A 20,284-nucleotide genomic window follows, 5' to 3' on the forward strand; every position below is an offset into this window, starting at 1 on the left:
CGACACGCGCCACCATGGCGGGTGTCCTCCGCGCTTGCGCTCGCGATTCCGCTCGCATTCGCGTCGTACAACGCGGTGTTGCGCGGCAACGACTGGTGGTTGGCGATCGCCCTCACCTCGACGATCGTGCTGGGTGCCGCGGCTGCGACCCGTGGGCTGCTCGAGACCACCCCGCGCGTCCGTCTGATTCGCGCGCTCCCGACCGCCGCCGCGGCGTTCGCCGCTCTCGTAACGGTGTCGATCGGCTCCGTGGCGGGGACGACCTTCTTCGGCCTGCCGACATTCGACACCTTCCGTGCCCTGTTCGACCTCGGTGCCGAGGGGGTCGGCTCCCTCGCCGCGCAGGAGGCGCCGGCGCTCGCTGATCCCGGAGTGATCCTCCTCTTCAGCGCCGGCAGTGCCGTCGCCGCGCTGCTGTGCGATCTCGTGGCAGTGGCACTGAGACGCCCCGCGCTGACCGGCCTACTCCTCGTGCCAGTCGCCGTCGTACCGGCGTTCATCGTTCCACTCGACGACGTCTCCTGGGTCATCGTGGCGGCCATCTCGTGGCTGCTCGTGTTGGCGGCATCGCGGCCTGGGCGAGGCAGGCGGGGCTGGGATGTCGTTGCTGTGCTCGCCGCGAGCATCGCTGCCGCGCTTGTCGCCGCGGTCGTCCTGCCGCTGCCATCGGCCCGCGAGATCACCGGCTCCGGGCCGGGCAACTCGATCCGCTCTGGAGTCAATCCGGTCGTGACGCTGGGTGAGGACCTTCGACGCGAGGAGACCATCACGGCCCTGCGCTACTCGTCCCGCTCCGGCAAGGGGCACTACTTCCGCCTCACCGCGCTCGACAGTCTCACGGAGGATGGGTGGTCGGTTGCCGACCCGCCCGAGTTGGGCGACGGCCCAGACGAGGCGCCCGCCCCACCCGGGCTGAGCCCTGACGTCCTGCGTGAGCGCGAGGTCACGACCGTGAGCGTGGATTCTCTCGGTGGCGGCTGGGTGCCGGTGCCCTATCCTGCGGTGTCGGTCGACGGCCTCAGGGCGAACGCGGTCTGGGACACGCGCGCCCAGGCGCTCCGTACGGAGGGTCGCAGCGTGAGGGGCGAGCAGTACGAGGTCGAGTCGATGCTCCTGCGGCCGACGCCGCAGCAACTGCAAGACGCCGGCACGGTGGTGCCCGAGGAGATCGCCGCACTGGCCATTCCGGATGCCTCGTGGCCCTCGCTCATCACCGAGACCGCGGTATCCGTCACGGCGGGCACCGCGACCAACTACGAGCGCGCGCTCGCGCTGCAGGAGTTCCTGCGCGAGGAAGGCGACTTCGAGTACTCGGAGTTCGCGCCCCAGCGGGAGGGCTACGACGACACGAGCGCGGGCGCGGTCGCCGCGTTCCTCGAGGTGCGGAGCGGCTACTGCGTGCAGTTCGCTTCGGCGATGGCGTTCATGGCCCGCACCCTTGGCATCCCGTCACGCATCGCACTCGGCTTCCTCCCGGGGGAGGAGACCGGCCAGAGGGTCTCGGATGCCTCGCGCCAGTGGGTCGTGACCTCAGACGAGTTGCATGCGTGGCCTGAACTCTATTTCGAGGGCATCGGCTGGGTTCCCTTCGAGCCGACGACGACCCGCGGTGAGCCCGCCGACTATGCCGAGCCCGCTGCGCTCGAGGAGCTCGACGATGCCCCCGATGAGGCGCCGGATGTCGCGGCGCCGATCCCGAGCGCGAGTGCACCGGCCGCGCCCGACCGTGGCGACGTGGGCGGTCTCGGCGCCGGCCCAGAGGAGACCCGCATCTCCATCCCGCCGGTCGTCTACGTGCTGGCGGCGCTGCTGGTGCTCGCACTCGTCCCGGCGATTGTGCGCGCCTTGCAACGCTCCCGTCGCCTTGCGCGGGTGCGTCGCGGCGGCAGTGCCGCCGTCGCCTGGCGGGAGGTCATGGAGTTCTCGCGCGACCTCGGGCTCGAGGTCGCCTCGACGTCGACACCTCGCGAGAATGCCGCGGTCCTCGGGTCGAGCGCGGGCGCTCCGCGCGCGCTCTCGGCCCTGCTCGACGCGCTCGAGCGGGAGAGCTACGCGCCCGCTGGCGCTCGTGCCGAGGCATCCGTGTCATCCGAGGCGCAGAGCGTCGTGTCGGCGCTCTGGCGCTCGGCGCCGCCCGCCCAGCGTCTTGCCGCGGTGCTGTGGCCGCGCACGCTCGTGGAGCGGATCATCGGCGCCATCTCCTGAGTGACGGATGCGCCTCGTCCCGCGCTCGGCCGCGTGCCGATAGCGTGGCGTCATGAGCGCCCGTACGAATTCCCAGGTTGTCGGTCTTGACCGAGCGCACGTGTTCCACTCGTGGAGCACCCAAGGCTCGCTGGCCCCGCTCGCGATCGCGGGCGGCGAGGGCAGCACGGTGTGGGACTACGAGGGTCGTCGCTATCTCGACTTCTCGAGCCAGCTCGTCAACACCAACATCGGACACCAGCATCCGGCCGTCGTCGAGGCGATCACCCGCCAGGCCCAGGAACTCGCGACCGTCGCGCCACAGCACGCGACCCTTGCGAGAGGCGAGGCGGCAAAGCGCATCCTCGACGTTGCGGGTGGCGCGTTCAGCAAGGTCTTCTTCACGAACGCTGGCGCGGATGCCGTCGAGAATGCGATCCGCCTCGCCCGCCTCACGACGGGTCGCGACAAGGTCCTGTCGGCGTATCGCTCCTACCATGGCAATACGGGCGCCGCGATCGCCGCAACGGGGGACTGGCGGCGCCTCCCCAACGAGTACTCACGCGGCCACGTGCACTTCTTCGGCCCGTACCTCTATCGCAGTGAGTTCTGGGCGTCGAGCCCCGAGGAGGAGTCGGAGCGTGCGCTCCAACACCTGCGGCGCGTCATCGAGAGCGAGGGGCCCGGCACGATCGCGGCCGTGCTGCTCGAGACCGTCCCCGGCGGGGCGGGTGTGCTCGTGCCGCCTCCCGGCTACCTGCGCGGCGTGCGCGAACTGACTGAGAAGCACGGAATCGCCCTCATCCTCGATGAGGTCATGTGTGGCTTCGGACGCGCGGGCGAGTGGCTCGCCTTCCGCGGCGATTTCGGTGACGGGCGCGACTCGGTCGTGCCAGACCTCGTGACCTTCGCCAAGGGAGTGAACTCCGGCTACGTTCCCGCGGGCGGCGTCATGATGACGGATGCCATCGCCTCAGCCTTCGACGAGCGGGTATTCCCCGGCGGGCTCACCTACTCGGGGCATCCGCTCGCCATGGGCGCGATCGTCGCGACGATCGACGCCATGAAGGCCGAGCGGATCGTCGAGCACGCTCGGGAGGTCGGGGATGAGCACCTGCGCCCGGGCCTGCAGGCCCTGCAGGACGCGCACCCCATGATCGGGGAGGTGCGCGGTCGCGGCGTGTTCTGGGCGATCGAGCTCGTGCGTGACCGCGGCACACGGGAGCCCGTCTCGCCACAGGTCATGGCGTCGCTCAAGTCGACGCTCCTCGATCGCGGCCTGCTGCCGTTCACGGTCGACAATCGCATCCACGTCGTGCCACCGTGCATCGTGACCCCCGCCGAGGTGGCACGAGGCCTGGCGCTGCTCGATGAGGCGCTCACCGCCGTGGGGCAGGCCGCAGACTGAGCCCCTGCTCAGGGGCCATGCCGCCCCGGGCGGTAGACTCTTCGGGTGATACACCACAACCGTTCCCCCCTGAGCATCAGCGTGCTCGACCTGGCGCGCCGTCCCGGCGAGATGCGCGAGGTCTCGCGTGAGGCGCCCGTCACCGAGCGCCTCGGCAATGCCGTCATCGCTGTCGAACCGGGGGAGACCATCCACGCCGAGGCGCGACTCGAGTCGCTCCACGACGGCATCCTCGTCACGGCCGAGGTCGACTCGGTGGCCAAGGGCGAGTGCGTGCGGTGCCTCACGGAGGTGTCCCTCCCGGTCGAAGTCGAAATCCAAGAGGTTTTCGCCTACGATGAAGATGAAGCTTTCGAGTACCAGGTTCAAGATGATCACGTGGATCTTGAACCGGTCGTCAGGGACGCGGTGGTCTTGTCACTGCCGTTCCAACCGGTCTGTCAAGAAGATTGCCTCGGCCTGTGCCCCCAGTGTGGGGTGCGGCTCCTCGACAACCCGGGTCATGAGCATGAAGAACCCATCGATCCCCGGTGGGCGAAGCTTGCCGCGCTCGAAGGCCTGACCGAGGCCACCACCAATGACGCACTCAGCGACAGCCCGGATGGCGACGCTGACAGAGAGAAGAGATAGCCATGGCAGTACCCAAGCGGAAGATGTCCCGTGCGAGCACCCGTGCCCGCCGTGCCCAGTGGAAGGCCACCGCGCCTGCGCTCGTGAAGACGATCGAGGGTGGCAAGGTTGTCTACAGCCTCCCGCACCGCGCCAAGGTCGTTGAGGACTCCGCCGGCACCGCGCTCTACATGGAGTACAAGGGCCGCAAGGTCGCCGACGTCTGATCGCGTCGTGAGTGACGCGTCGTGAGTGACGGAGCATCGGCAACTCGCCGCGATCCGGCCGACCTCGCGCGAATCCTGGCGGTGGATGTCAGCAGCGAGCTTTTGGAGCTCGCGCTGACCCACCGCTCTTTCGCGTACGAGAACGGTGGCATCGCCCACAACGAGCGACTCGAGTTCCTCGGCGATTCAATTCTTGGGCAGGCCGTCACGGTCATGCTCTACACCTCGCATCCGGACCGCGACGAGGGTGACCTCGCGAAGCGACGGTCGAGCCTCGTCAGCAGCGCCGCGCTTGCGGAGATCGCGCGCGGCATCGGCCTCGGCGACTACCTCCGCCTGGGGCGGGGCGAGGAACTGACGGGCGGGCGCGACAAGTCGTCGATCCTCGCCGACACGGTCGAAGCGGTCATCGGTGCGGTCTACCTGAGCGCTGGCCACGATGATGCGACGGCGCTCGTGCTGCGCCTGATCGAGCCGCTGCTCGCTGACCCCGACCGTTTCGGGGCTGCCATGGATCCCAAGACGAGCCTGCAGGAGCTTGCCGCTCGGCTCGGCCGCGGTGCCCCCGCCTATCGGATCGTCGACAGCGGCCCAGACCACCTGAAGCGATTCCACGCGACCGTCACCCTCGATGACGAAGACGTTGCCACTGGTGAAGGCAGCAGCAAGAAGCAGGCCGAGATGGCCGCCGCACTCGAGGCGTGGACGCGCCTCCAGGCCTCGGCCGGCTGATTCCGCATGCCCGAACTGCCCGAGGTCGAGGTGGTGCGCGCGGGACTTGAACCCGCAGTGAACGGCGCCACAATCGAGTCTGTCGTCGTGCTCGACACTCGTTCGCTCCGCCGCCACGAGGGCCCGTCAGAGGACTTCATCTACCGGCTCACGGGCCAGCGTCTGCTCACACCGCAGCGACGGGGCAAGTTCCTCTGGATCCCACTCGAGGTACTCTCCTCTTCCGACTCACGCCCACCTGCCCCCATGGCACCCGCGATACGGCCAACTGGCGCGAGTGAGCAAGCCCTCATGGTGCATCTCGGTATGAGCGGCCAGGTGCTGCTGCGAGAGAGGGCGACGGATGACCGGCTCACGCGCATCCGTCTCGACATCGTCCACCCGGAGCACGGCCCGCTGCGACTCAATTTCGTTGACCAGCGCATCTTCGGTTCGATGGCGATCGACTCGCTTGTGCCCGCAGCCGACGGGCTCGGCGGCATCATCCCGTCGCAGGTCTCGCACATCGCCCGCGACCCGCTCGACGACCACTTCGACGACCGCCGCTTCCTGGCCCGGCTCGCGGCTCGCCGCACGGGCATCAAGCGCGCCCTGCTTGACCAGACGCTCATCAGCGGCATCGGCAACATCTACGCCGACGAGGCGCTGTGGGCGGCTCGCATCCATTATGACGAGCGGGCCGACACCCTCAGCCGGATGCGGGCGCGACGGCTGCTCGACGAGGTGCGGCTCGTGCTGCGCAAGGCCCTCGCGGAGGGTGGCACGAGCTTCGACACCCAGTACCTCAACGTGAACGGCGAGTCAGGCTACTTCGCGCACTCCCTCAACGCCTATGGCCAGCAGGGCAAGCCCTGCCCGCGCTGCGGCACGACCATCGTGCGCGAGCAGTTCATGAACCGCGGCAGCCACTTCTGCCCCCGCTGCCAGCGCCCCCGCTAGCGTCGGCCGCTGTGGACCGGCTCGGATCCACTCAACGACGAAGGGCCGCCCCAGCGGGACGGCCCTTCGTCGCGTACGCCTACGCGTAGAAGCGGTGGATGGCCTGCGCCGCAGCGGCGGGCTTCTCGGCGCCCTCGATCTCGACGGTCATGTCAACGGTGATCTGGTATCCGCCCTTGACTTCCTCGACCGACGCGATGGTCGCCTGCAGGCGGATGCGCGAGCCGACCTTGACGGGGGAGAGGAAGCGCACCTTGTTGAGGCCGTAGTTGACCTTGGTGGGGGCATCCGGAACGTCGAGGAGCTCGGTCCACATCGGGATGGTGAGCGAGAGCGTGAGGAAGCCGTGGGCGATCGCCGCACCGAACGGGCCGTCCTTGGCGCGCTCGGGGTCAACGTGGATCCACTGGTGGTCCTCGGTCGCATCGGCGAAGGTGTTGACGCGCTCCTGCGTGATCTCGATCCACGAGCTCGTGCCGAGGTCCTTGCCGACGAGGCTGGGCAGGTCGGCGATGTTGATGGTGGTGGCCATTGTGTGTCTCCTGACGGTGGGGGTTAGAGCCCGAGAAGGCGAATTGCGTTCTCGCGCATGATCTTGGGGCGCACGGTGTCCTTCAGCTCGAGCTGCTCGAAGTCCGACATCCACCGGTCGGGGTGGATCATGGGGAAATCGGATGCGAAGAGCACCTGGTTCTGCAGTCGCGAGTTCATCTGCTTCACCAGCTGGGCCGGGAAGTACTTCGGTGACCAGCCCGAGAGGTCGATCCAGGTGTTCGCCTTGTGGGTCGCGACCGAGATCGCCTCGTCCTGCCACGGCACCGAGGGATGCGCCATGACGATCTGCAGGTTGCGAAACTCCGCGGCGACGTCGTCGAGAAGGATTGGGTTCGACAGGCCAAGGCGCAGGCCCCGGCCGCCGGGCGTGCCCGCTCCGATCCCGGTCTGGCCCGTGTGGAACACCGCGGGCACGCCGAGCTCCTCGATGAGCGCAAAGAGGTCCCAGTGTGCCCGGTCGCTCGGGTCGAAGCCCTGCACGGTCGGGTGAAACTTGAACCCGCGGGCACCGCGCTCGGTCACGAGACGGCGTGCCTCGTCGATCGCGACCGCGCCGCGGTTGGGGTCGACGCTCACGAACGGGATGAGCACATCCGAGTGGCGCATGGCGCCGTCGATGACGTCATCGTTGCTGATGCCCTTGTGCTTGAGGTTGGCCTCGGCATCGACCGTGAAGACCACCGCTGCCATGCTGCGCTCGCGGTACATCTCCGCGATCGCGTCGACACCCGGGAACTCACCGTCGTTGCCGAAGTACTTGACGGCGGCGTTGTAGAGGTCGTCGGGAAGCGCGTGATCGTGGCCATGGGTCTCGACGTGCACGTGGGTGTCGATCGCGACGCGCGAGGCGGCGTCGATCTTCGGCTCGTAGCGACTCATCGGGGGCCTCAGTTGGCGGGGGGCTCGGGGAGCTTCTCGCCGACCTGCTGGAGGGAGGGTGCGAACTTCTCCTGCCACGCTGAGGCGATGTCCTCGGCGCTCCAACCGCCCTCCTTGACCTCCTTCACGATCATGCTCGGGTGTGAGTAGACCGCGAGGCGGTCGCCGCCGACGCTGATGGCCTGGCCCGTGACATCCGCCGCTTCCTTGGAGGCGAGGAAGGCGATGAGGCCCGCGACGTCCTGGGGCGTGCCGAAGCCGAGCTCCTGGCGCGCGAAGGGCGGCATCTCTTCGCCCGCGTGCATCGCGTCGGCGAACTGCTTGAAGAAGGGAACCGTCTCGGTCATGGCGGTCGCCGCGACGGGAACGACCGTGTTGGCGGTGATGCCGGCGCGCGCGAGCTCGAGTGCCCACGTGCGGGTCATGCCGACGATGCCGGCCTTGGCGGCGGCGTAGTTGGTCTGGCCGAAGTTGCCGACCTGGCCGGTGGGGGAGCCGATCGTGATGATGCGGCCGCCCTCGCCCTGTTCGCGCATCTTTGCCGCGGCGGCGCGCACGCAGGTGAAGGTGCCGCGCAGGTGCACGTTGATGACGAGGTCGAAGTCCTCGTCGCTCATCTTCCACAGCACGGTGTCACGAAGCACCCCCGCGTTGGTCACGAGGATGTCGAGGCGACCCCACGTGTCGACGGCCTTGGCGACGAGCGCCTCGGCGGTCTCGGTCGGGCCGACGGCGCCGACGAGCGCGACCGCTTCGCCGCCTGCCGAGGTGATCGTGTCCACTGCGGCCTGGGCGGTGTCTGCGTCGATATCGTTGACGACGACTTTCGCGCCACGGCGGGCGAGCTCCTGGGCGTAGGCAAGCCCAAGGCCCCGTCCGCTGCCGGTGACGATTGCAACATTTCCTTGAAGATCCATCGGTCCCTCTCCTCATCGAGTCTGCGACCGACTCTAAATGATCTTGTGAATAGTTGACAACGTCAATTAGTATCCCAATCAACCTTTCAGAAAGGTCCACCCAATGACGGATGCGACGGCCACCCGGCCTTCGATTGCAGGCGACCAGCGCATAGATGGTTCCGACCTGCTCGGAGACGTTGAGTTTCTCGTGGCCAGAGTGCGCGCGATTGGCTCGGGCAATGCGCGCGAGGCGCTCGCACCGTTTGGGCTCCGGGTGCGCGCGTACGCGGTCCTTTCACTCGCGTGCGGGTCGGTCAGCCCCACCCAGCGCGACATTGCCGACTTTCTGCAACTCGACCCGAGCCAGGTGGTCGCCGTGATCGACTCGCTCGAAGCATCCGGGTTCGTTCGCAGGGCCCAAGACCCGCGCGACCGCCGCGTCAACATCGTCGAGGCCACCGAGGAAGGGCTGGCGACGTATGCCAAGGCCCGCGACGCCGTCAGCAAGTCCCGCGAACGCTCGCTCAAGAGCCTCTCGTCCGAAGAGCGAGAGACACTGACGAACCTCCTCTTGAAAGTGGCCTTTTAGACCACAGCACAGACCCGAAATCCCACCACCCGAAATAACAGCACCAAGAGAAAGAGGAAACAATGAAGTTCTCCCTTAAGCGCGCGGGCAGCATTGCGGCGCTCGCGACCGTCACCGCTCTCGTCGCCACTGGCTGCGCGGGCGGCGGTGACACGACGACCGACCCCAGCGCGGCCGAAGAGCTCACCGAGATGACCAAGATCTCGGTGGCCGCGCTGCCGATTGCGCCTACCGCGGCACTCCTCCTCGGAATCGAGGAGGGCATCTTCGAGAAGCACAACCTCGAGGTCGACCTCACGACCGGTCAGGGTGGCGCCGCCATCCTCCCGGCCGTCGCGCAGGGTCAGGTCAACTTCGCGATCGGCCAGCCGCTGCCCATCATCCTCGCGGCAAGCAAGGGCATCGATGTAAAGATCATCGGCAACTACTCGGCGTCCTACGCCGAGGGTGACGACATCAACGGCGTCGCAGCCCTTGACCCCTCGATCGCCTCGCCCAAGGACCTCGAGGGCAAGCGCGTCGCGGTCAACACGCTCAAGGCTGCCGGTGACCTCACCATCATGGAGGCCATCGAGCAGGACGGTGGCGACCCCAGCAACGTTGAGTGGGTCGAGGTGCCGTTCCCCGAGATGCAGGCGCAGCTCGTCGCCGGCGAGCTCGACGCGGCATGGCTGCCCGAGCCGTTCCTCAGCAAGACGATCCGTGAGGGCGGCCAGCTGGTCACCTACAACAACCAGGACACGATCCCCGGCCTCACGACTCTCGTCGGCTTCACGAGCGGCGCCTACATGGATGAGAACCCCGCGGTCGTGAAGGCCTTCCAGGAGGCCCTCGCCGAGACGCGCGCCCTCGCGAATGACGACGTCGACGCGGCCCGCTCGGTGCTGCCCGAGTTCCTCGGTATGCCTGAGGAGGCCGCCGCGAACCTCCTGATGGAGGACTTCGGTCCCGAACTGAACGTCGACTCGATCCAGAAGCTCCAGGAGCTCATGGTCAAGTTCGAGTTCATGGAGGAGGAGATCAACCTCGACGACCTGATCGTCGAGTAGTTCGGCAGTGAGTCGACGGCCCCGGTGCGTGAGCGCCGGGGCCGTCGGTCATTTGCGCTGCGGCGCAGCGATCATCCGTCGCGGCGCCAGGAGCTCTCGTAGCCGAATGCGACGAATCCGACCGCTTCGTTGACGTCGAGCATGTGCCGGTTCTCCTCGGCGTTCCAGGTGTAGATGGCCGGACGCCCGGGCGCCAGTCGGTCGAGCGCATGCAGGTTGGCGAGCTTGAGCAGCATGCCGAGCCGGTGCCCCCGGTACTCAGCGGCGACGATCGTGTCCATCTGCATGGCGGGCCGGTCTGTCTCCGGCGGCACCGAGAGGTCGGTGAATCCGGCGAGGGCTCCGGATGCCACGTGGCGCACGGCGGCCGTCAGCCATAGCCTGCCGTCCCCGCCGCGGCGTGTGTCGTTCTCCCGCACGCGTTCGGCGTCCCACTCCTCCGGGTTCCAGTCGACCTCACCGAGTGGGGGGTCCGTGCTCATGCGGGCATGCAGGGTGGCCATCCCCTCGAGCAGATCCTCCGGGGTGGGCCCCTCCCACCGCAGCAGCTCGTAGCCGGGCGGGGGCGTGGGCTCTTCGGCGTCCGAGGGAAGCGCAAGTCGGCTCATCCGGTCGACCTGGGCGAGCCGGAAGCCGCGCTTGCTCAGGAATGTCGCTGCTGCGTCATCCGCCGGAACCGTGCCGAAACCCGTGGGGGAGTGCAGTTGCGGGCCGTCGTCGCTCCCGGTGAGGTGGTACGCGGATGCCTGCAGCACGGTGCGCCCCTCAGCCTCGGCCATCGCGGCGAGGGTGTCGAAGAGGGCAGTGCCCACGCCGCGACGGCGGGCCTGCGGAAGCACCTCGATCGTGAGCCAGGCAGACTCGGACTCGTCGCCCCCCTGCACCTCGTAGAGGCCGCGAGCGACGAGTTGCCCGTCGACCCGCGCGACGAGGCAGCGCCATGTCTCGTAGGGGTTGCGCGCGATCGCGAGCAACTCGGCCGGCGTGACGGCCAGGTCGAAGGAGCCGATGACGGCCCGCTCGATATCGTTGCGCACCCTCACCATCTCGCTGAAGGCATCCGCTTCGGGGCTTCCGTCGATGGTCTCGGGGAGGACGAGCTCTTCGATATCGATCTTGGCGCTCACGGGGGTTCCCTTCGAGAAGACGGCGGTTCCGGGGCGTAAAGCATAGGGCGCGGCGGTCGCGTCGCACCAGAGTTGGCGGCACCTCTAGCGGTACCGTTGTGCGAGAGTCTCGCGCGGCCGGCGCGCGTGCACTCACCCGGCAAGCAGGGAGGGGCTGGCGCGTGTACCTCAAGAGCCTCACGATCAAGGGCTTCAAATCATTCGCGCAGCCGACCACCTTCGCCTTCGAACCCGGCGTGACCTGCGTCGTCGGGCCCAATGGTTCGGGCAAGTCCAACGTCGTCGATGCACTCGCCTGGGTCATGGGTGAGCAGGGGGCGAAGACCCTCCGCGGCGGCAAGATGGAAGACGTCATCTTCGCGGGCACGGCGACGCGCGGGCCGCTCGGCCGCGCCGAGGTGACGCTCACGATCGACAACTCGGATGGCGCCCTGCCGATCGAGTACTCCGAGGTCACAATCCGCCGCACCCTTTTCCGCAACGGCGGCAGCGAGTATGCGATCAACGGCGAGAACTGCCGGTTGCTCGATGTGCAGGAACTCTTGAGCGACTCGGGGCTCGGCCGCGAGATGCACGTCATCGTCGGCCAGGGCCAGCTCGACGCGGTGCTCCACGCGAGTCCCGAGGACCGTCGCGGCTTCATCGAGGAGGCCGCGGGCATCCTGAAGCACCGTCGCCGCAAGGAGAAGACGCTTCGCAAGCTCGACGCGATGCAGGCGAACCTGACCCGCCTGAGCGACCTTGCGGGCGAGATCCGCCGCCAGCTCAAGCCGCTCGGTCGCCAGGCGGAGATCGCGCGTGAGGCACAGTCCATCGCAGCGATCGTGCGCGACGCCCGTGCCCGACTGCTCGCTGATGAGGTCGTCGAACTGCGCGAGGCCCTCTCGCTGCACAGCCGCAGCGAGTCGGAGCGCAAGACGGAACGCATCGTGCTGCAGGAGCAGCTCGACCAGGCGAAGCTTCGCGAGGCCCGCATCGAGCAGGAGCAGGTCGGCGACGCGGTCGACCAGGCACGCCAGGTGGCCTTCGGGCTCGAGTCGGTGCAGGAGCGGCTCCGCAGCCTCTACAGCCTCGCGAACCAGAAGCTCGCGCTGCTCAGCAGCCAGAACGAGGCGACGGATGTCACGCCCGGCGTCACCCCGCAGATGGTCGCGGACGCCCACGATGAGGCCGCACGCATCGCCGACACGATCGCCGAGGCCGAGGAGGCGTGGCGTGAGGCGCAGTCGCGCACGGCGGAGGCCCGTGCCGCGCTCGACGCCCTCGACGAGGAGATCGCCCTCCAGAGTTCGCTCGTCTCCAAGCACGACCTCGAGATCTCCAAGCTCACCGGCCAGGCAGACACTGCGGCGTCCCGCCTGGCCGCCGTGCGCGGCGAGGTGCTCCGGCAGCAGAACGCGCTTGATTCCGCCAGGGCTCGGCGCGACCAGGCCCGCGCAACACTGGAGCAGGTCGAGGGGGAGTCGACCCTCGACGACACGAGCGAGACGGACCTCGACCTCGCGTACCAGGCCGCGCAGGCCGAGGTTGTCTCCGCCGAGGCGGAGATCGACACACTCCGCGAACAACTCCACGACCTGGAGCGCGAGCGGGATGCCCTCGCCGCGAGGCAGAGTGCGCTGTCGAGTGCGCTCGACCAGAAGGACGGCTCGAGTGCCCTCGTCGCGGCCCAGCGCCGCGGCATCCGCGGTCTCGTCGCCGAGCATGTGCAGGTGCAGCCGGGATACGAGGCGGCCATTGCGGCGGCCCTCGGCTCCCTCGCTGATGCGGTGCTGGCCGACGATCGAGAGGCGGCCGTCGATGCTCTCGGGCACGCCCACGCTGAGCAGCTCGGCCGCGTCGAGCTCGTGCTTGCCGATGGGGGAGTCTCTGCATTCGCCAGCGGTTCCTTCGACGGCGGCGCGGTGCTGGCGCAGAGTGTCGTGACGGCGCCTTCCGGAGTCATGGGCCTGCTCGGCCGCACCATCATCGCCGACGACCTGACGGCTGCTCGCCGGGTGTGGGACGCACTCGGCGCTGAGGCCGCGGGCCCGAGCGACACCACGATCATCACCAAGGCGGGCGATGTCCTCAGCCGCTACGTGCTCCGCGGCGGGTCCGGTGCGAAACGTTCGCGTCTCGAGTTGGTCGCCGACCGTGACGCCGCGACGGAGCGCCTCGGCGAGGTCACGTCGCTCATCGAGCGCGCGCAGTTCGCGTTGGCAGAGCAGCGCGGCGTCGTGAAGGTCGCCAAGGAACAGTCGACCAGGGCGCTCACCGCGCTTCGCGAGTTCGACTCGCAGCTCGCGGCGCAGTCCGAGCGGCTCAACCGGGCGCGCGTGCAGGCCGAGGCGGCCGAGGCCGAGGCGCAGCGCATCGAGAAGGGCCTCGCGCTCGCGCAGGAGACGGTGGCGGATGCCGAGTCGGCGGCAGAGCGCGCGAAGTCCGAACTCGAGGCGGCCAAGTCGCGACCCCGCCCGATCCTCGACGTGAGTGCGCGCGATGAGCTCGCCGACGAATTGGACGCGTGCCGCGAGCGCGAGGTGGAGGCACGGCTCCAGGTCGAGACGGCCCGCGAGCGGGTGCGCGCGCAGGAGCAGCGGGCCCGCCAGCTCGAGCAGCAGCTCGAGGCCGAGCGGGCGGCCGCGGAGCTCGCGGCCCGCAGGGCCGTCATCCGTCGTCGCCAGATGGAGAGCGCCCAGCGCGTGCTCGACGCCCTGCCTGCCGTGCTTAATTCGGTCGACCGTTCCGTCTCGGAGGCTCGCGTCAAGCTCGCTGCCGCTGAGGCTGACCGCGCCCAGCAGAACGAGGAGCTCGCGGAGTTGCGGCGCACGGAGGCGTCGCTGCGTGAGCGCCTGCACGCCGTGAGCGAGACGGTGCACGGCCTCGAGATGCAGATCTACGAAAAGAAGCTGCACCTGTCGACCCTGCTTGAGCGCGCGGGCGAGGAGCTCGGCCTGGTCGAGGATGTCCTCATTGCGGAGTATGGCCCCGCCGTTCCCGTGCCGCCAGACGCCCTCCCGGCCGAGGGCGTCGCTTCGGAAACTCCGGAGGCGGCGGCGGTCGACCCGGAATCCGCTGATTATGAGGCGACGGATGCCGCGGCTCCTGAACCCCCGGCGGGCGTCCCCTTCGTCCGCGCCGAGCAGGAGGCGCGCCTTGCCCGTGCCGAGCGCAAGCTCGGCCAGTTGGGTCGAGTCAACCCCCTCGCGTTGGAAGAGTTCTCCGCCCTCGAGCAGCGACACAAGTTCCTCACGGAGCAGCTGACAGACCTCACGAACACCCGCAAGGACCTCCTCACGATCATCGAGGAGCTCGACGAGAAGATGCGCGACATCTTCTCGGCGGCATTCGAAGACACAAGGGCGGCCTTCGACGAGGTCTTCCCCGTGCTCTTCCCAGGCGGGGCGGGCAGCATCCGCCTCACCGACCCCGATGACCTGCTCACGACTGGCATCGAGGTGTCGGTCAAGCCCGCGGGCAAGAAGATCGAGCGGCTCTCGCTCCTGAGCGGCGGTGAGCGTTCCCTGGCCGCAGTGGCGCTCCTGATCGCGATTTTCAAGGCGCGGCCGAGCCCGTTTTACATCATGGACGAGGTCGAGGCGGCCCTCGACGATTCGAACCTCGGCCGGCTGCTCCAGATCTTCGAGGACCTCCGCGAGACGAGCCAGCTGATCGTCATCACGCACCAGAAGCGCACCATGGAGATCGCGGATGCCCTCTACGGCGTCTCGATGCGGCAGGACGGCGTGAGTGCGGTAGTCGGGCAGCGGGTGGTTGCCCCGGAGGAGCGCGCCAGCTGAGCTGTCGCCCCGCGGCTCCCTAGACTTGCCGCGTGACCACGACCGAACCCGCAGCGGATGCCCAGGCCCTCCAGCGACGGATCGTCTGGGTGCTCGTAGCCGCCCAGGTGGTGGGCGGCCTCGGCATCGGCGCAACGGTCTCGGTCGGGGCGCTGCTCGCGGCCGAGGTATCCGGCTCCGACTCGTGGTCGGGCATGGCGTCGACCATGTCGACCCTGGGCGCTGCCTTGCTCGCACTCCCGCTGGCCAGGTACGCGCGGGCGAGGGGACGCCGCGTCGCGCTGGCGACCGGCTCCGCGCTTGCCGCGTCGTCCGCCGTGCTGCTCATCGTGGCGGCGGCGCTCTCCTCGTTCCCGCTGCTCCTGCTCGCCTTCGCGCTCGCCGGGGCGGGTTCCGCCACCAACCTCCAGGCTCGGTTTGCGGCGACTGACCTTGCCTCGCCGCGCCACCGCGGTCGCGACCTCTCGCTCGTCGTGTGGTCGACGACGGTCGGCTCGGTGCTCGGCCCCAACCTCATCGAACCGGGCGAGGCGGTCGGGCGGATGCTCGGCCTGCCGAGCCTCACGGGCCCCTTCCTGTTCGCGCTCGCGGCCCAGGCCGTGACGGTGCTCGTCTACGCGATCTTCCTGCGTCCCGATCCGCTCCTGAAAGCGCGTGAGGCACTCGGGGTGACGCCGGGTGAGCCGCCGCGGCTCGGTTTCGCGACGCTGCGGGTCAATGCGCGTGCGCGCTTCGCCGTGGCATCCGTCGCCCTCAGCCACGCAACCATGGTCGCGCTCATGGCGATGACGCCCGTGCACCTCTACGGGCACGGGGCATCCCTCGCGATCGTCGGGCTCACGATCAGCCTCCACGTGGCCGGCATGTTCGCCCTCTCGCCCGTCTTTGGCTGGCTCTCCGACCGGCTCGGCCGTCTTCCCGTGCTCCTTGGCGGCCAGACGCTCCTGCTCGCGGCACTCGTCACGGCGTGGTTCGGCAGTGAGTCCCATGAGCTCGTCGCCGTGAGCCTCGTGCTGCTCGGCCTGGGCTGGTCGGCCTCGACCATCTCCGGCTCTGCAATGGTCGTCGATGCGGTGCCGGCGGGCGACCGGCCCGGGGTGCAGGGTGTCTCAGACCTGCTCATGAACCTCGCGGGTGCCGCGGGCGGGGCGCTCGCGGGCCCCGTGCTCACCGCGATCGGGTATCCCGGCCTCGGGCTCGCGACGACGACGCTCGTCGCCGTCGTGTTCGTCTGGGCAGCGCTCCGGATGGCGCGGCGACCGCGCTAACTCAGCCGATCCTCCGAGTGCCGGGGTCCGTGACGCGCAGCCAGCGGTAGCCGTAGGGCCCGAGCGTGAACTCGGCGGTGCCGCGAGCCGACACCTCGGTGATGCCGTTCTCGAGCAGGTCGACGAGGCGCGTGTCCTCGTTCCCACCCTCGACCGGGATCTCGATCGTGAGGGACTCACCCGCGAAGTTGTGCAGCGCGATCATGCTGCCGAGGGGCCCGCTCACGCGGTGGGCGAGCAGGCTGGTGTGTGGCTGTTCGATGATCGTGAGCTCGCCCCATCCGATCTCCGGCGACGTGCGGTAACGGCTGACCAGCAGCCGGATGAAGTGCACGAGCGAATCGGGGTTACGCACCTGGTCGTCGGCGTTCACGAACTCGGGCCCATAGGCGCCCTCGGTGACGGGTGCCGTGAGGGAACTCCGACGCGCGGTCGAGAAGCCGCCGTTCTTGCTGTTGTTCCACTGCATGGGGGTGCGCACGGCGTTGCGTCCCCCGGCATCCAGGTTCTCGCCCATGCCGATCTCCTCGCCGTAGAACAGCACGGGCGTGCCCGGCAGGGAGAAGAGCAGGCTGTAGGCCATGCGGATGCGACGGGGATCCCCGTCGAGCATGGGAGGCAGACGGCGCGTGATGCCCCGGCCGAAGGCGCGCATCCGTTCCTCGGGGCCGAATGCCGCGAAGACCTCCTCGCGTTCCTTGTCGCTCAGCTTGTCGAGGGTCAGCTCGTCGTGGTTGCGCAGGAAGTTCGCCCACTGCGAGCGCTGCGCGAGCGCCGGTCGCTTCGCGAGCATCTTGGCGAGGGGCCGGGCGTCGCGCCGGGCGAATGACAGGTAGGTGCGCTGCATCGCCTCGAAGTCGAACTGCATCGCGAGCTCGTCACCCTTGTCGCCGCCGAAGAATCGCACCTGTTCGCGGTAGGGGAGGTTGACCTCGCCGAGGAGCACGGCGTCACCTTTGCGTCGCTTGACCATCTCGGAGAGCTGGCGGAGGTATTCGTGCCCGTCCCCGTCGCCGTAATCGCTGTTGACCCCGCCGTCGTCGCCGTCGATGAAGAACGGCACGGCGTCGACGCGGAACCCGGAGAGGCCGAGCTCCAGCCAGAAGCCGATGACCTTGCCGATCTCCTCGCGCACGCGCGGGTTGGTGACGTTGAGGTCCGGCTGGTGACGGTAGAAGCGGTGGAGGTAGTACTGGCCCGTGCGCTCATCGAGCGTCCATACGCCGTCCTCCTTGTCGGGGAAGATCGGTTCGGGCGCATCCTTGGGCGGCTCGTCGCGCCACACGTAGTAGTCGCGGTAGGGCGAGCGGCGGCTCGACCGCGCCGCCACGAACCACGGATGCTTCTCCGAGGTGTGGTTGACGACGAGGTCCGCGATGACGCGCATGCCGCGGTCCCTCGCCGAGCGGATCACCTCGACGAGGTCGCCGTGCGTGCCGAAGCGCTTGTCGACACCGTAGAAGTCGGCGACATCGTAGCCATCGTCTTTGTCCGGGGTCGGGTAGAAGGGCATGAGCCAGATGCAGGTCACACCGAGCTCCGCCAGATAGTCGAGGCGATGCGCGAGCCCGTCGAAGTCGCCCGTGCCGTCCCCGTTCCAGTCCATGAAGGTCTCGACGTCGAGGCAGTAGACGACCGCGTTCTTCCACCAGAGGTCGCTCGTGTCGGTGATCCTCATGCCACGACCTCGCTCGCGGCATCCGTCTTGCTCGTCACGCCGAGCCTCGGCAGCACGCGCTCGCCGAAGGCCTCGATGAAGTCGCGCTGCTGCTGGCCGACGTGGTGCAGATACACCTCGTCGAACCCGATCTCGATCAACTCCCGCAGCCGCTCGACGTGCTCCTCCAGGTCGGCCGAGATGACAACCGAGCCGTGCACGTCCTCGGGACGCACATGAGCGGATGCCACGTCGAAGGCCTCCACCGTGTCGAGGTCCCAGCACAGCGGTGGCGAGAAGACGTTGCTGCGCCACTGGTCGTGGGCGATCGCGAGGGCTTGGTCAGCGGATGCCGCGTAGCTGACGTGCACCTGCAGCACGAGCGGTCCCGTGCCGCCCGCCCCGCGGTAGGCGTCCACGACCCGACGCAGTGCCTCGGGCGACTGGTTCACGGTAGCGAGCCCATCCGCCCACCCGGCCGCCCACTCGGCCGTCCTGGGTGTGACCGCGGCGGCGAGAAGGGGAGGCGGGGCATCCGGCCTCGTCCAGAGCTTCGCCTGGTCGACTCGCACGTGCCCATCGTGGCTGATGGTCTCACCCGCGAGCAGAGCGCGCATGACCTGCGCGCTCTCGAGCAGCCGTTCGTTGCGATGCTCCTTGCGGGGCCACGCATCACCCGTGATGTGCTCGTTCATGTTCTCGCCGCTGCCGAGGGCGGCCCAGAACCGGCCCGGGTACATCGCCTCGAGCGTTCCCACCGCCTGCGCGATGATCGCCGGGTGGTAGCGCTGGCCGGGGGCTGTCACGACCCCGATGGGCAGCTCGGTCACCTGCAGCGCCGCACCGAGCCACGCCCAGGCGAAGCCAGAGTGGCCCTGCCGTTCGCTCCACGGGGCGAAATGGTCGCTGCACATGGCCGCCGTGAAGCCGGCGCGCTCGGCGTGCTGCAGCGAGGCGAGGAGGTCCTTGGGGTGGATCTGTTCGTGCGAGGCGTGCCAGCCGATCACGGTCACGGTTGTCCCTTCCGTCGGAGTAGCTGTGACGTAAGCACGCGAGCCTGCGCGGTCCCTGTGCGCAGACAGGTCCTGCAATACCCTTGGAGCCATGGCTCAACGCACCCCCTGGTCTCTCTCCGGCACCCTTCGCGGGATGTTCGCGAAGCCCGCGATCGACGACGACACGTGGGACGACCTCGAGACGGCCCTCATCACGGCCGACTTCGGCCCCGACATCACGGATGCCGTGATCGACGAGCTCCGGGAACAGGTGCGGCGCTACAACACGACCGACCCGACGGACCTCAAACGGATGCTGCGCGAGAACCTCGAGGAACGTCTCGCGCGCCTCGACCCGACGCTGCGGCTCACGGCACGACCGGCGGTCGTGCTCGTGGTGGGCGTGAACGGTGTCGGCAAGACCACGACGATCGGCAAGTTCGCCAAGTTCCTCGGCAACTACGGCCGGAGTGTGGTGGTCGGTGCTGCCGACACCTTCCGCGCGGCGGCCGTCGAACAGTTGGCAACCTGGGCCGAACGAGGGGGAGCGCAGATCGTGCGCCCGCAGCAGCCGGGGCAGGACCCGGCTTCCGTCGCCTTCCAGACGGTCGAGAAGGCCGTGCGTGAGGGCATCGAGATCGCGATCATCGACACCGCCGGCCGCCTGCAGACCAAGAGCGGGCTCATGGACGAGCTCGCCAAGATCCGCCGTGTGATCGAGAAGCAGACCGAGATCGCCGAGGTGCTCCTTGTGCTCGATGCGACGACGGGCCAGAACGGTCTGGCGCAGGCCGAGGCATTCATTGAGCACGCGGGGGTGACGGGCCTTGTGCTCACGAAGCTCGACGGCTCAGCGAAGGGCGGCTTCGTACTCGCGGTGCAAGAGCGCACGGGCATCCCGATCAAGCTTGTCGGGCAGGGCGAGGGCATCGGCGACCTGACCGGATTCACGCCGCACGTCTTCGTGCAGAACCTCGTGGGCTGAGTCCCAGCGCGGGCTGCTCAGCGGGCGAGTTATCGTCCGCATGCGCACGACACGCCCGGGATGCAATCATGATTTGCCGCCGCCCCCGGCGCCACGTAAAGTATTCACTTGTCACCCCAAAGGTGCGGAAAGCCGCAGAGCTTCCCGGCCTCACGTGGGACCAACATCCTCCAGGCGAGAGCCGACCGCAACGCATCGCGTTGAGGCCGATGCTCCCAAGCAGGATGGTTATCACTCCAGCAAACCCTGACTCAGTCAGACTGGCCGGGTAAACACCGGCTGCAGGATGTGGTAACTTTGGGAAGTTGCCTCGGCAGCTGCCACCGGAAGGTGGGGCACCGGGAGCGTCCGTTCCTTGAGAACTCAACAGCGTGCACAATGTCAAATGCCAAAAACCTCG

The 20,284-nt window shown here is 68.5% G+C and carries 17 protein-coding genes; 11 read left to right on the top strand and 6 right to left on the bottom strand.

Going from position 1 to position 20,284, the window contains the following annotated elements; genetic code table 11:
* Nucleotides 1–21: 21 nt before the first annotated feature.
* The 6 genes from ACIQK7_RS09640 to mutM all read left to right on the top strand — a co-directional run bounded on the left by ACIQK7_RS09640 (nt 22) and on the right by mutM (nt 6,099).
* Nucleotides 22–2,205 (top strand): transglutaminaseTgpA domain-containing protein, encoded by a 2,184-nt coding sequence (locus ACIQK7_RS09640; RefSeq protein WP_403023836.1) that lies wholly within the window; start codon nt 22–24, stop codon nt 2,203–2,205.
* Nucleotides 2,206–2,257: 52 nt separating this feature from the next.
* Nucleotides 2,258–3,592, top strand: coding sequence for an aspartate aminotransferase family protein (locus tag ACIQK7_RS09645; RefSeq protein WP_403023839.1), 1,335 nt, complete (start codon nt 2,258–2,260; stop codon nt 3,590–3,592).
* Between the two features lie 81 nt (nt 3,593–3,673).
* The gene (locus tag ACIQK7_RS09650) at nt 3,674–4,222 is read left to right on the top strand and encodes a YceD family protein (protein WP_403023842.1); all 549 of its coding nucleotides are present in this window, start codon (nt 3,674–3,676) and stop codon (nt 4,220–4,222) included.
* Between the two features lie 2 nt (nt 4,223–4,224).
* A complete protein-coding gene (gene rpmF / locus ACIQK7_RS09655) occupies nt 4,225–4,428 on the top strand; it encodes a 50S ribosomal protein L32 (RefSeq protein WP_147720795.1) in 204 nt (67 codons plus the stop codon).
* Nucleotides 4,429–4,449: 21 nt separating this feature from the next.
* Nucleotides 4,450–5,160 carry a ribonuclease III gene (rnc, locus tag ACIQK7_RS09660; protein WP_403023845.1) on the top strand — a complete coding sequence of 237 codons (711 nt, stop codon included), beginning with the start codon at nt 4,450–4,452 and terminating at the stop codon, nt 5,158–5,160.
* A 6-nt stretch (nt 5,161–5,166) separates the two neighbouring features.
* Entirely contained in the window at nt 5,167–6,099 is a 933-nt protein-coding gene (gene mutM, locus ACIQK7_RS09665) for a bifunctional DNA-formamidopyrimidine glycosylase/DNA-(apurinic or apyrimidinic site) lyase (protein WP_403023848.1), read from the top strand.
* Between the two features lie 79 nt (nt 6,100–6,178).
* Here mutM and ACIQK7_RS09670 read toward each other — a convergent pair whose 3' ends face one another.
* From ACIQK7_RS09670 to ACIQK7_RS09680, 3 genes are read right to left on the bottom strand one after another with little or no spacing between them, the layout of a single operon-like run.
* Nucleotides 6,179–6,631 carry a MaoC family dehydratase gene (locus tag ACIQK7_RS09670; RefSeq protein WP_403023850.1) on the bottom strand — a complete coding sequence of 151 codons (453 nt, stop codon included), beginning with the start codon at nt 6,629–6,631 and terminating at the stop codon, nt 6,179–6,181.
* 23 nt (nt 6,632–6,654) lie between these two features.
* Nucleotides 6,655–7,533 (bottom strand): amidohydrolase family protein, encoded by an 879-nt coding sequence (locus ACIQK7_RS09675; protein WP_403023853.1) that lies wholly within the window; start codon nt 7,531–7,533, stop codon nt 6,655–6,657.
* 8 nt (nt 7,534–7,541) lie between these two features.
* On the bottom strand, nt 7,542–8,450 hold the full coding sequence (locus ACIQK7_RS09680) for an SDR family oxidoreductase (RefSeq protein WP_403023856.1): 909 nt from the start codon (nt 8,448–8,450) through the stop codon (nt 7,542–7,544).
* Nucleotides 8,451–8,553: 103 nt separating this feature from the next.
* On the opposite strand from ACIQK7_RS09680, the gene ACIQK7_RS09685 reads away from it, so the two are divergent.
* Complete coding sequence (locus ACIQK7_RS09685) at nt 8,554–9,021, top strand: MarR family winged helix-turn-helix transcriptional regulator (RefSeq protein ID WP_403023859.1); 468 nt, start codon at nt 8,554–8,556, stop codon at nt 9,019–9,021.
* 62 nt (nt 9,022–9,083) lie between these two features.
* Nucleotides 9,084–10,070, top strand: coding sequence for an ABC transporter substrate-binding protein (locus tag ACIQK7_RS09690; protein WP_403023862.1), 987 nt, complete (start codon nt 9,084–9,086; stop codon nt 10,068–10,070).
* 71 nt (nt 10,071–10,141) lie between these two features.
* Here ACIQK7_RS09690 and ACIQK7_RS09695 read toward each other — a convergent pair whose 3' ends face one another.
* The gene (locus ACIQK7_RS09695) at nt 10,142–11,197 is read right to left on the bottom strand and encodes a GNAT family N-acetyltransferase (protein WP_403023865.1); all 1,056 of its coding nucleotides are present in this window, start codon (nt 11,195–11,197) and stop codon (nt 10,142–10,144) included.
* A gap of 161 nt (nt 11,198–11,358) precedes the next feature.
* Here ACIQK7_RS09695 and smc point away from each other — a divergent pair, with 161 nt between their 5' ends.
* Together smc and ACIQK7_RS09705 are read left to right on the top strand one after the other, a co-directional pair.
* Nucleotides 11,359–14,979, top strand: coding sequence for a chromosome segregation protein SMC (smc, locus tag ACIQK7_RS09700; protein WP_403023868.1), 3,621 nt, complete (start codon nt 11,359–11,361; stop codon nt 14,977–14,979).
* Nucleotides 14,980–15,011: 32 nt separating this feature from the next.
* Nucleotides 15,012–16,247, top strand: coding sequence for an MFS transporter (locus ACIQK7_RS09705; protein ID WP_403023870.1), 1,236 nt, complete (start codon nt 15,012–15,014; stop codon nt 16,245–16,247).
* 1 nt (nt 16,248) lies between these two features.
* Here ACIQK7_RS09705 and ACIQK7_RS09710 read toward each other — a convergent pair whose 3' ends face one another.
* Nucleotides 16,249–17,925 carry an alpha-amylase family protein gene (locus ACIQK7_RS09710; protein ID WP_403023873.1) on the bottom strand — a complete coding sequence of 559 codons (1,677 nt, stop codon included), beginning with the start codon at nt 17,923–17,925 and terminating at the stop codon, nt 16,249–16,251.
* Nucleotides 17,922–18,917: a TIGR03885 family FMN-dependent LLM class oxidoreductase gene (locus tag ACIQK7_RS09715; RefSeq protein WP_403023876.1), complete on the bottom strand. Its 996-nt coding sequence runs from the start codon at nt 18,915–18,917 to the stop codon at nt 17,922–17,924. The genes ACIQK7_RS09710 and ACIQK7_RS09715 overlap by 4 nt, the downstream gene beginning before the upstream one ends.
* Before the next feature lie 91 nt (nt 18,918–19,008).
* Here ACIQK7_RS09715 and ftsY point away from each other — a divergent pair, with 91 nt between their 5' ends.
* Nucleotides 19,009–19,884 carry a signal recognition particle-docking protein FtsY gene (gene ftsY / locus ACIQK7_RS09720; RefSeq protein ID WP_403023879.1) on the top strand — a complete coding sequence of 292 codons (876 nt, stop codon included), beginning with the start codon at nt 19,009–19,011 and terminating at the stop codon, nt 19,882–19,884.
* Nucleotides 19,885–20,284: the final 400 nt, after the last annotated feature.

Source organism: Salinibacterium sp. GXW1014, assembly GCF_044769865.1.
Lineage (GTDB): Bacteria > Actinomycetota > Actinomycetes > Actinomycetales > Microbacteriaceae > Homoserinimonas.

What these genes read in the sequence shown, in the direction of transcription:
- ACIQK7_RS09675 (WP_403023853.1), bottom strand. Translation starts at nt 7,533, where the DNA reads ATGAGTCGCTACGAGCCGAAGATCGACGCCGCCTCGCGCGTCGCGATC.
- ACIQK7_RS09645 (WP_403023839.1), top strand. Translation starts at nt 2,258, where the DNA reads ATGAGCGCCCGTACGAATTCCCAGGTTGTCGGTCTTGACCGAGCGCAC.
- mutM (WP_403023848.1), top strand. Translation starts at nt 5,167, where the DNA reads ATGCCCGAACTGCCCGAGGTCGAGGTGGTGCGCGCGGGACTTGAACCC.
- ACIQK7_RS09680 (WP_403023856.1), bottom strand. Translation starts at nt 8,450, where the DNA reads ATGGATCTTCAAGGAAATGTTGCAATCGTCACCGGCAGCGGACGGGGC.
- ACIQK7_RS09710 (WP_403023873.1), bottom strand. Translation starts at nt 17,925, where the DNA reads ATGAGGATCACCGACACGAGCGACCTCTGGTGGAAGAACGCGGTCGTC.
- ACIQK7_RS09670 (WP_403023850.1), bottom strand. Translation starts at nt 6,631, where the DNA reads ATGGCCACCACCATCAACATCGCCGACCTGCCCAGCCTCGTCGGCAAG.
- ACIQK7_RS09690 (WP_403023862.1), top strand. Translation starts at nt 9,084, where the DNA reads ATGAAGTTCTCCCTTAAGCGCGCGGGCAGCATTGCGGCGCTCGCGACC.
- ftsY (WP_403023879.1), top strand. Translation starts at nt 19,009, where the DNA reads ATGGCTCAACGCACCCCCTGGTCTCTCTCCGGCACCCTTCGCGGGATG.
- ACIQK7_RS09685 (WP_403023859.1), top strand. Translation starts at nt 8,554, where the DNA reads ATGACGGATGCGACGGCCACCCGGCCTTCGATTGCAGGCGACCAGCGC.
- rpmF (WP_147720795.1), top strand. Translation starts at nt 4,225, where the DNA reads ATGGCAGTACCCAAGCGGAAGATGTCCCGTGCGAGCACCCGTGCCCGC.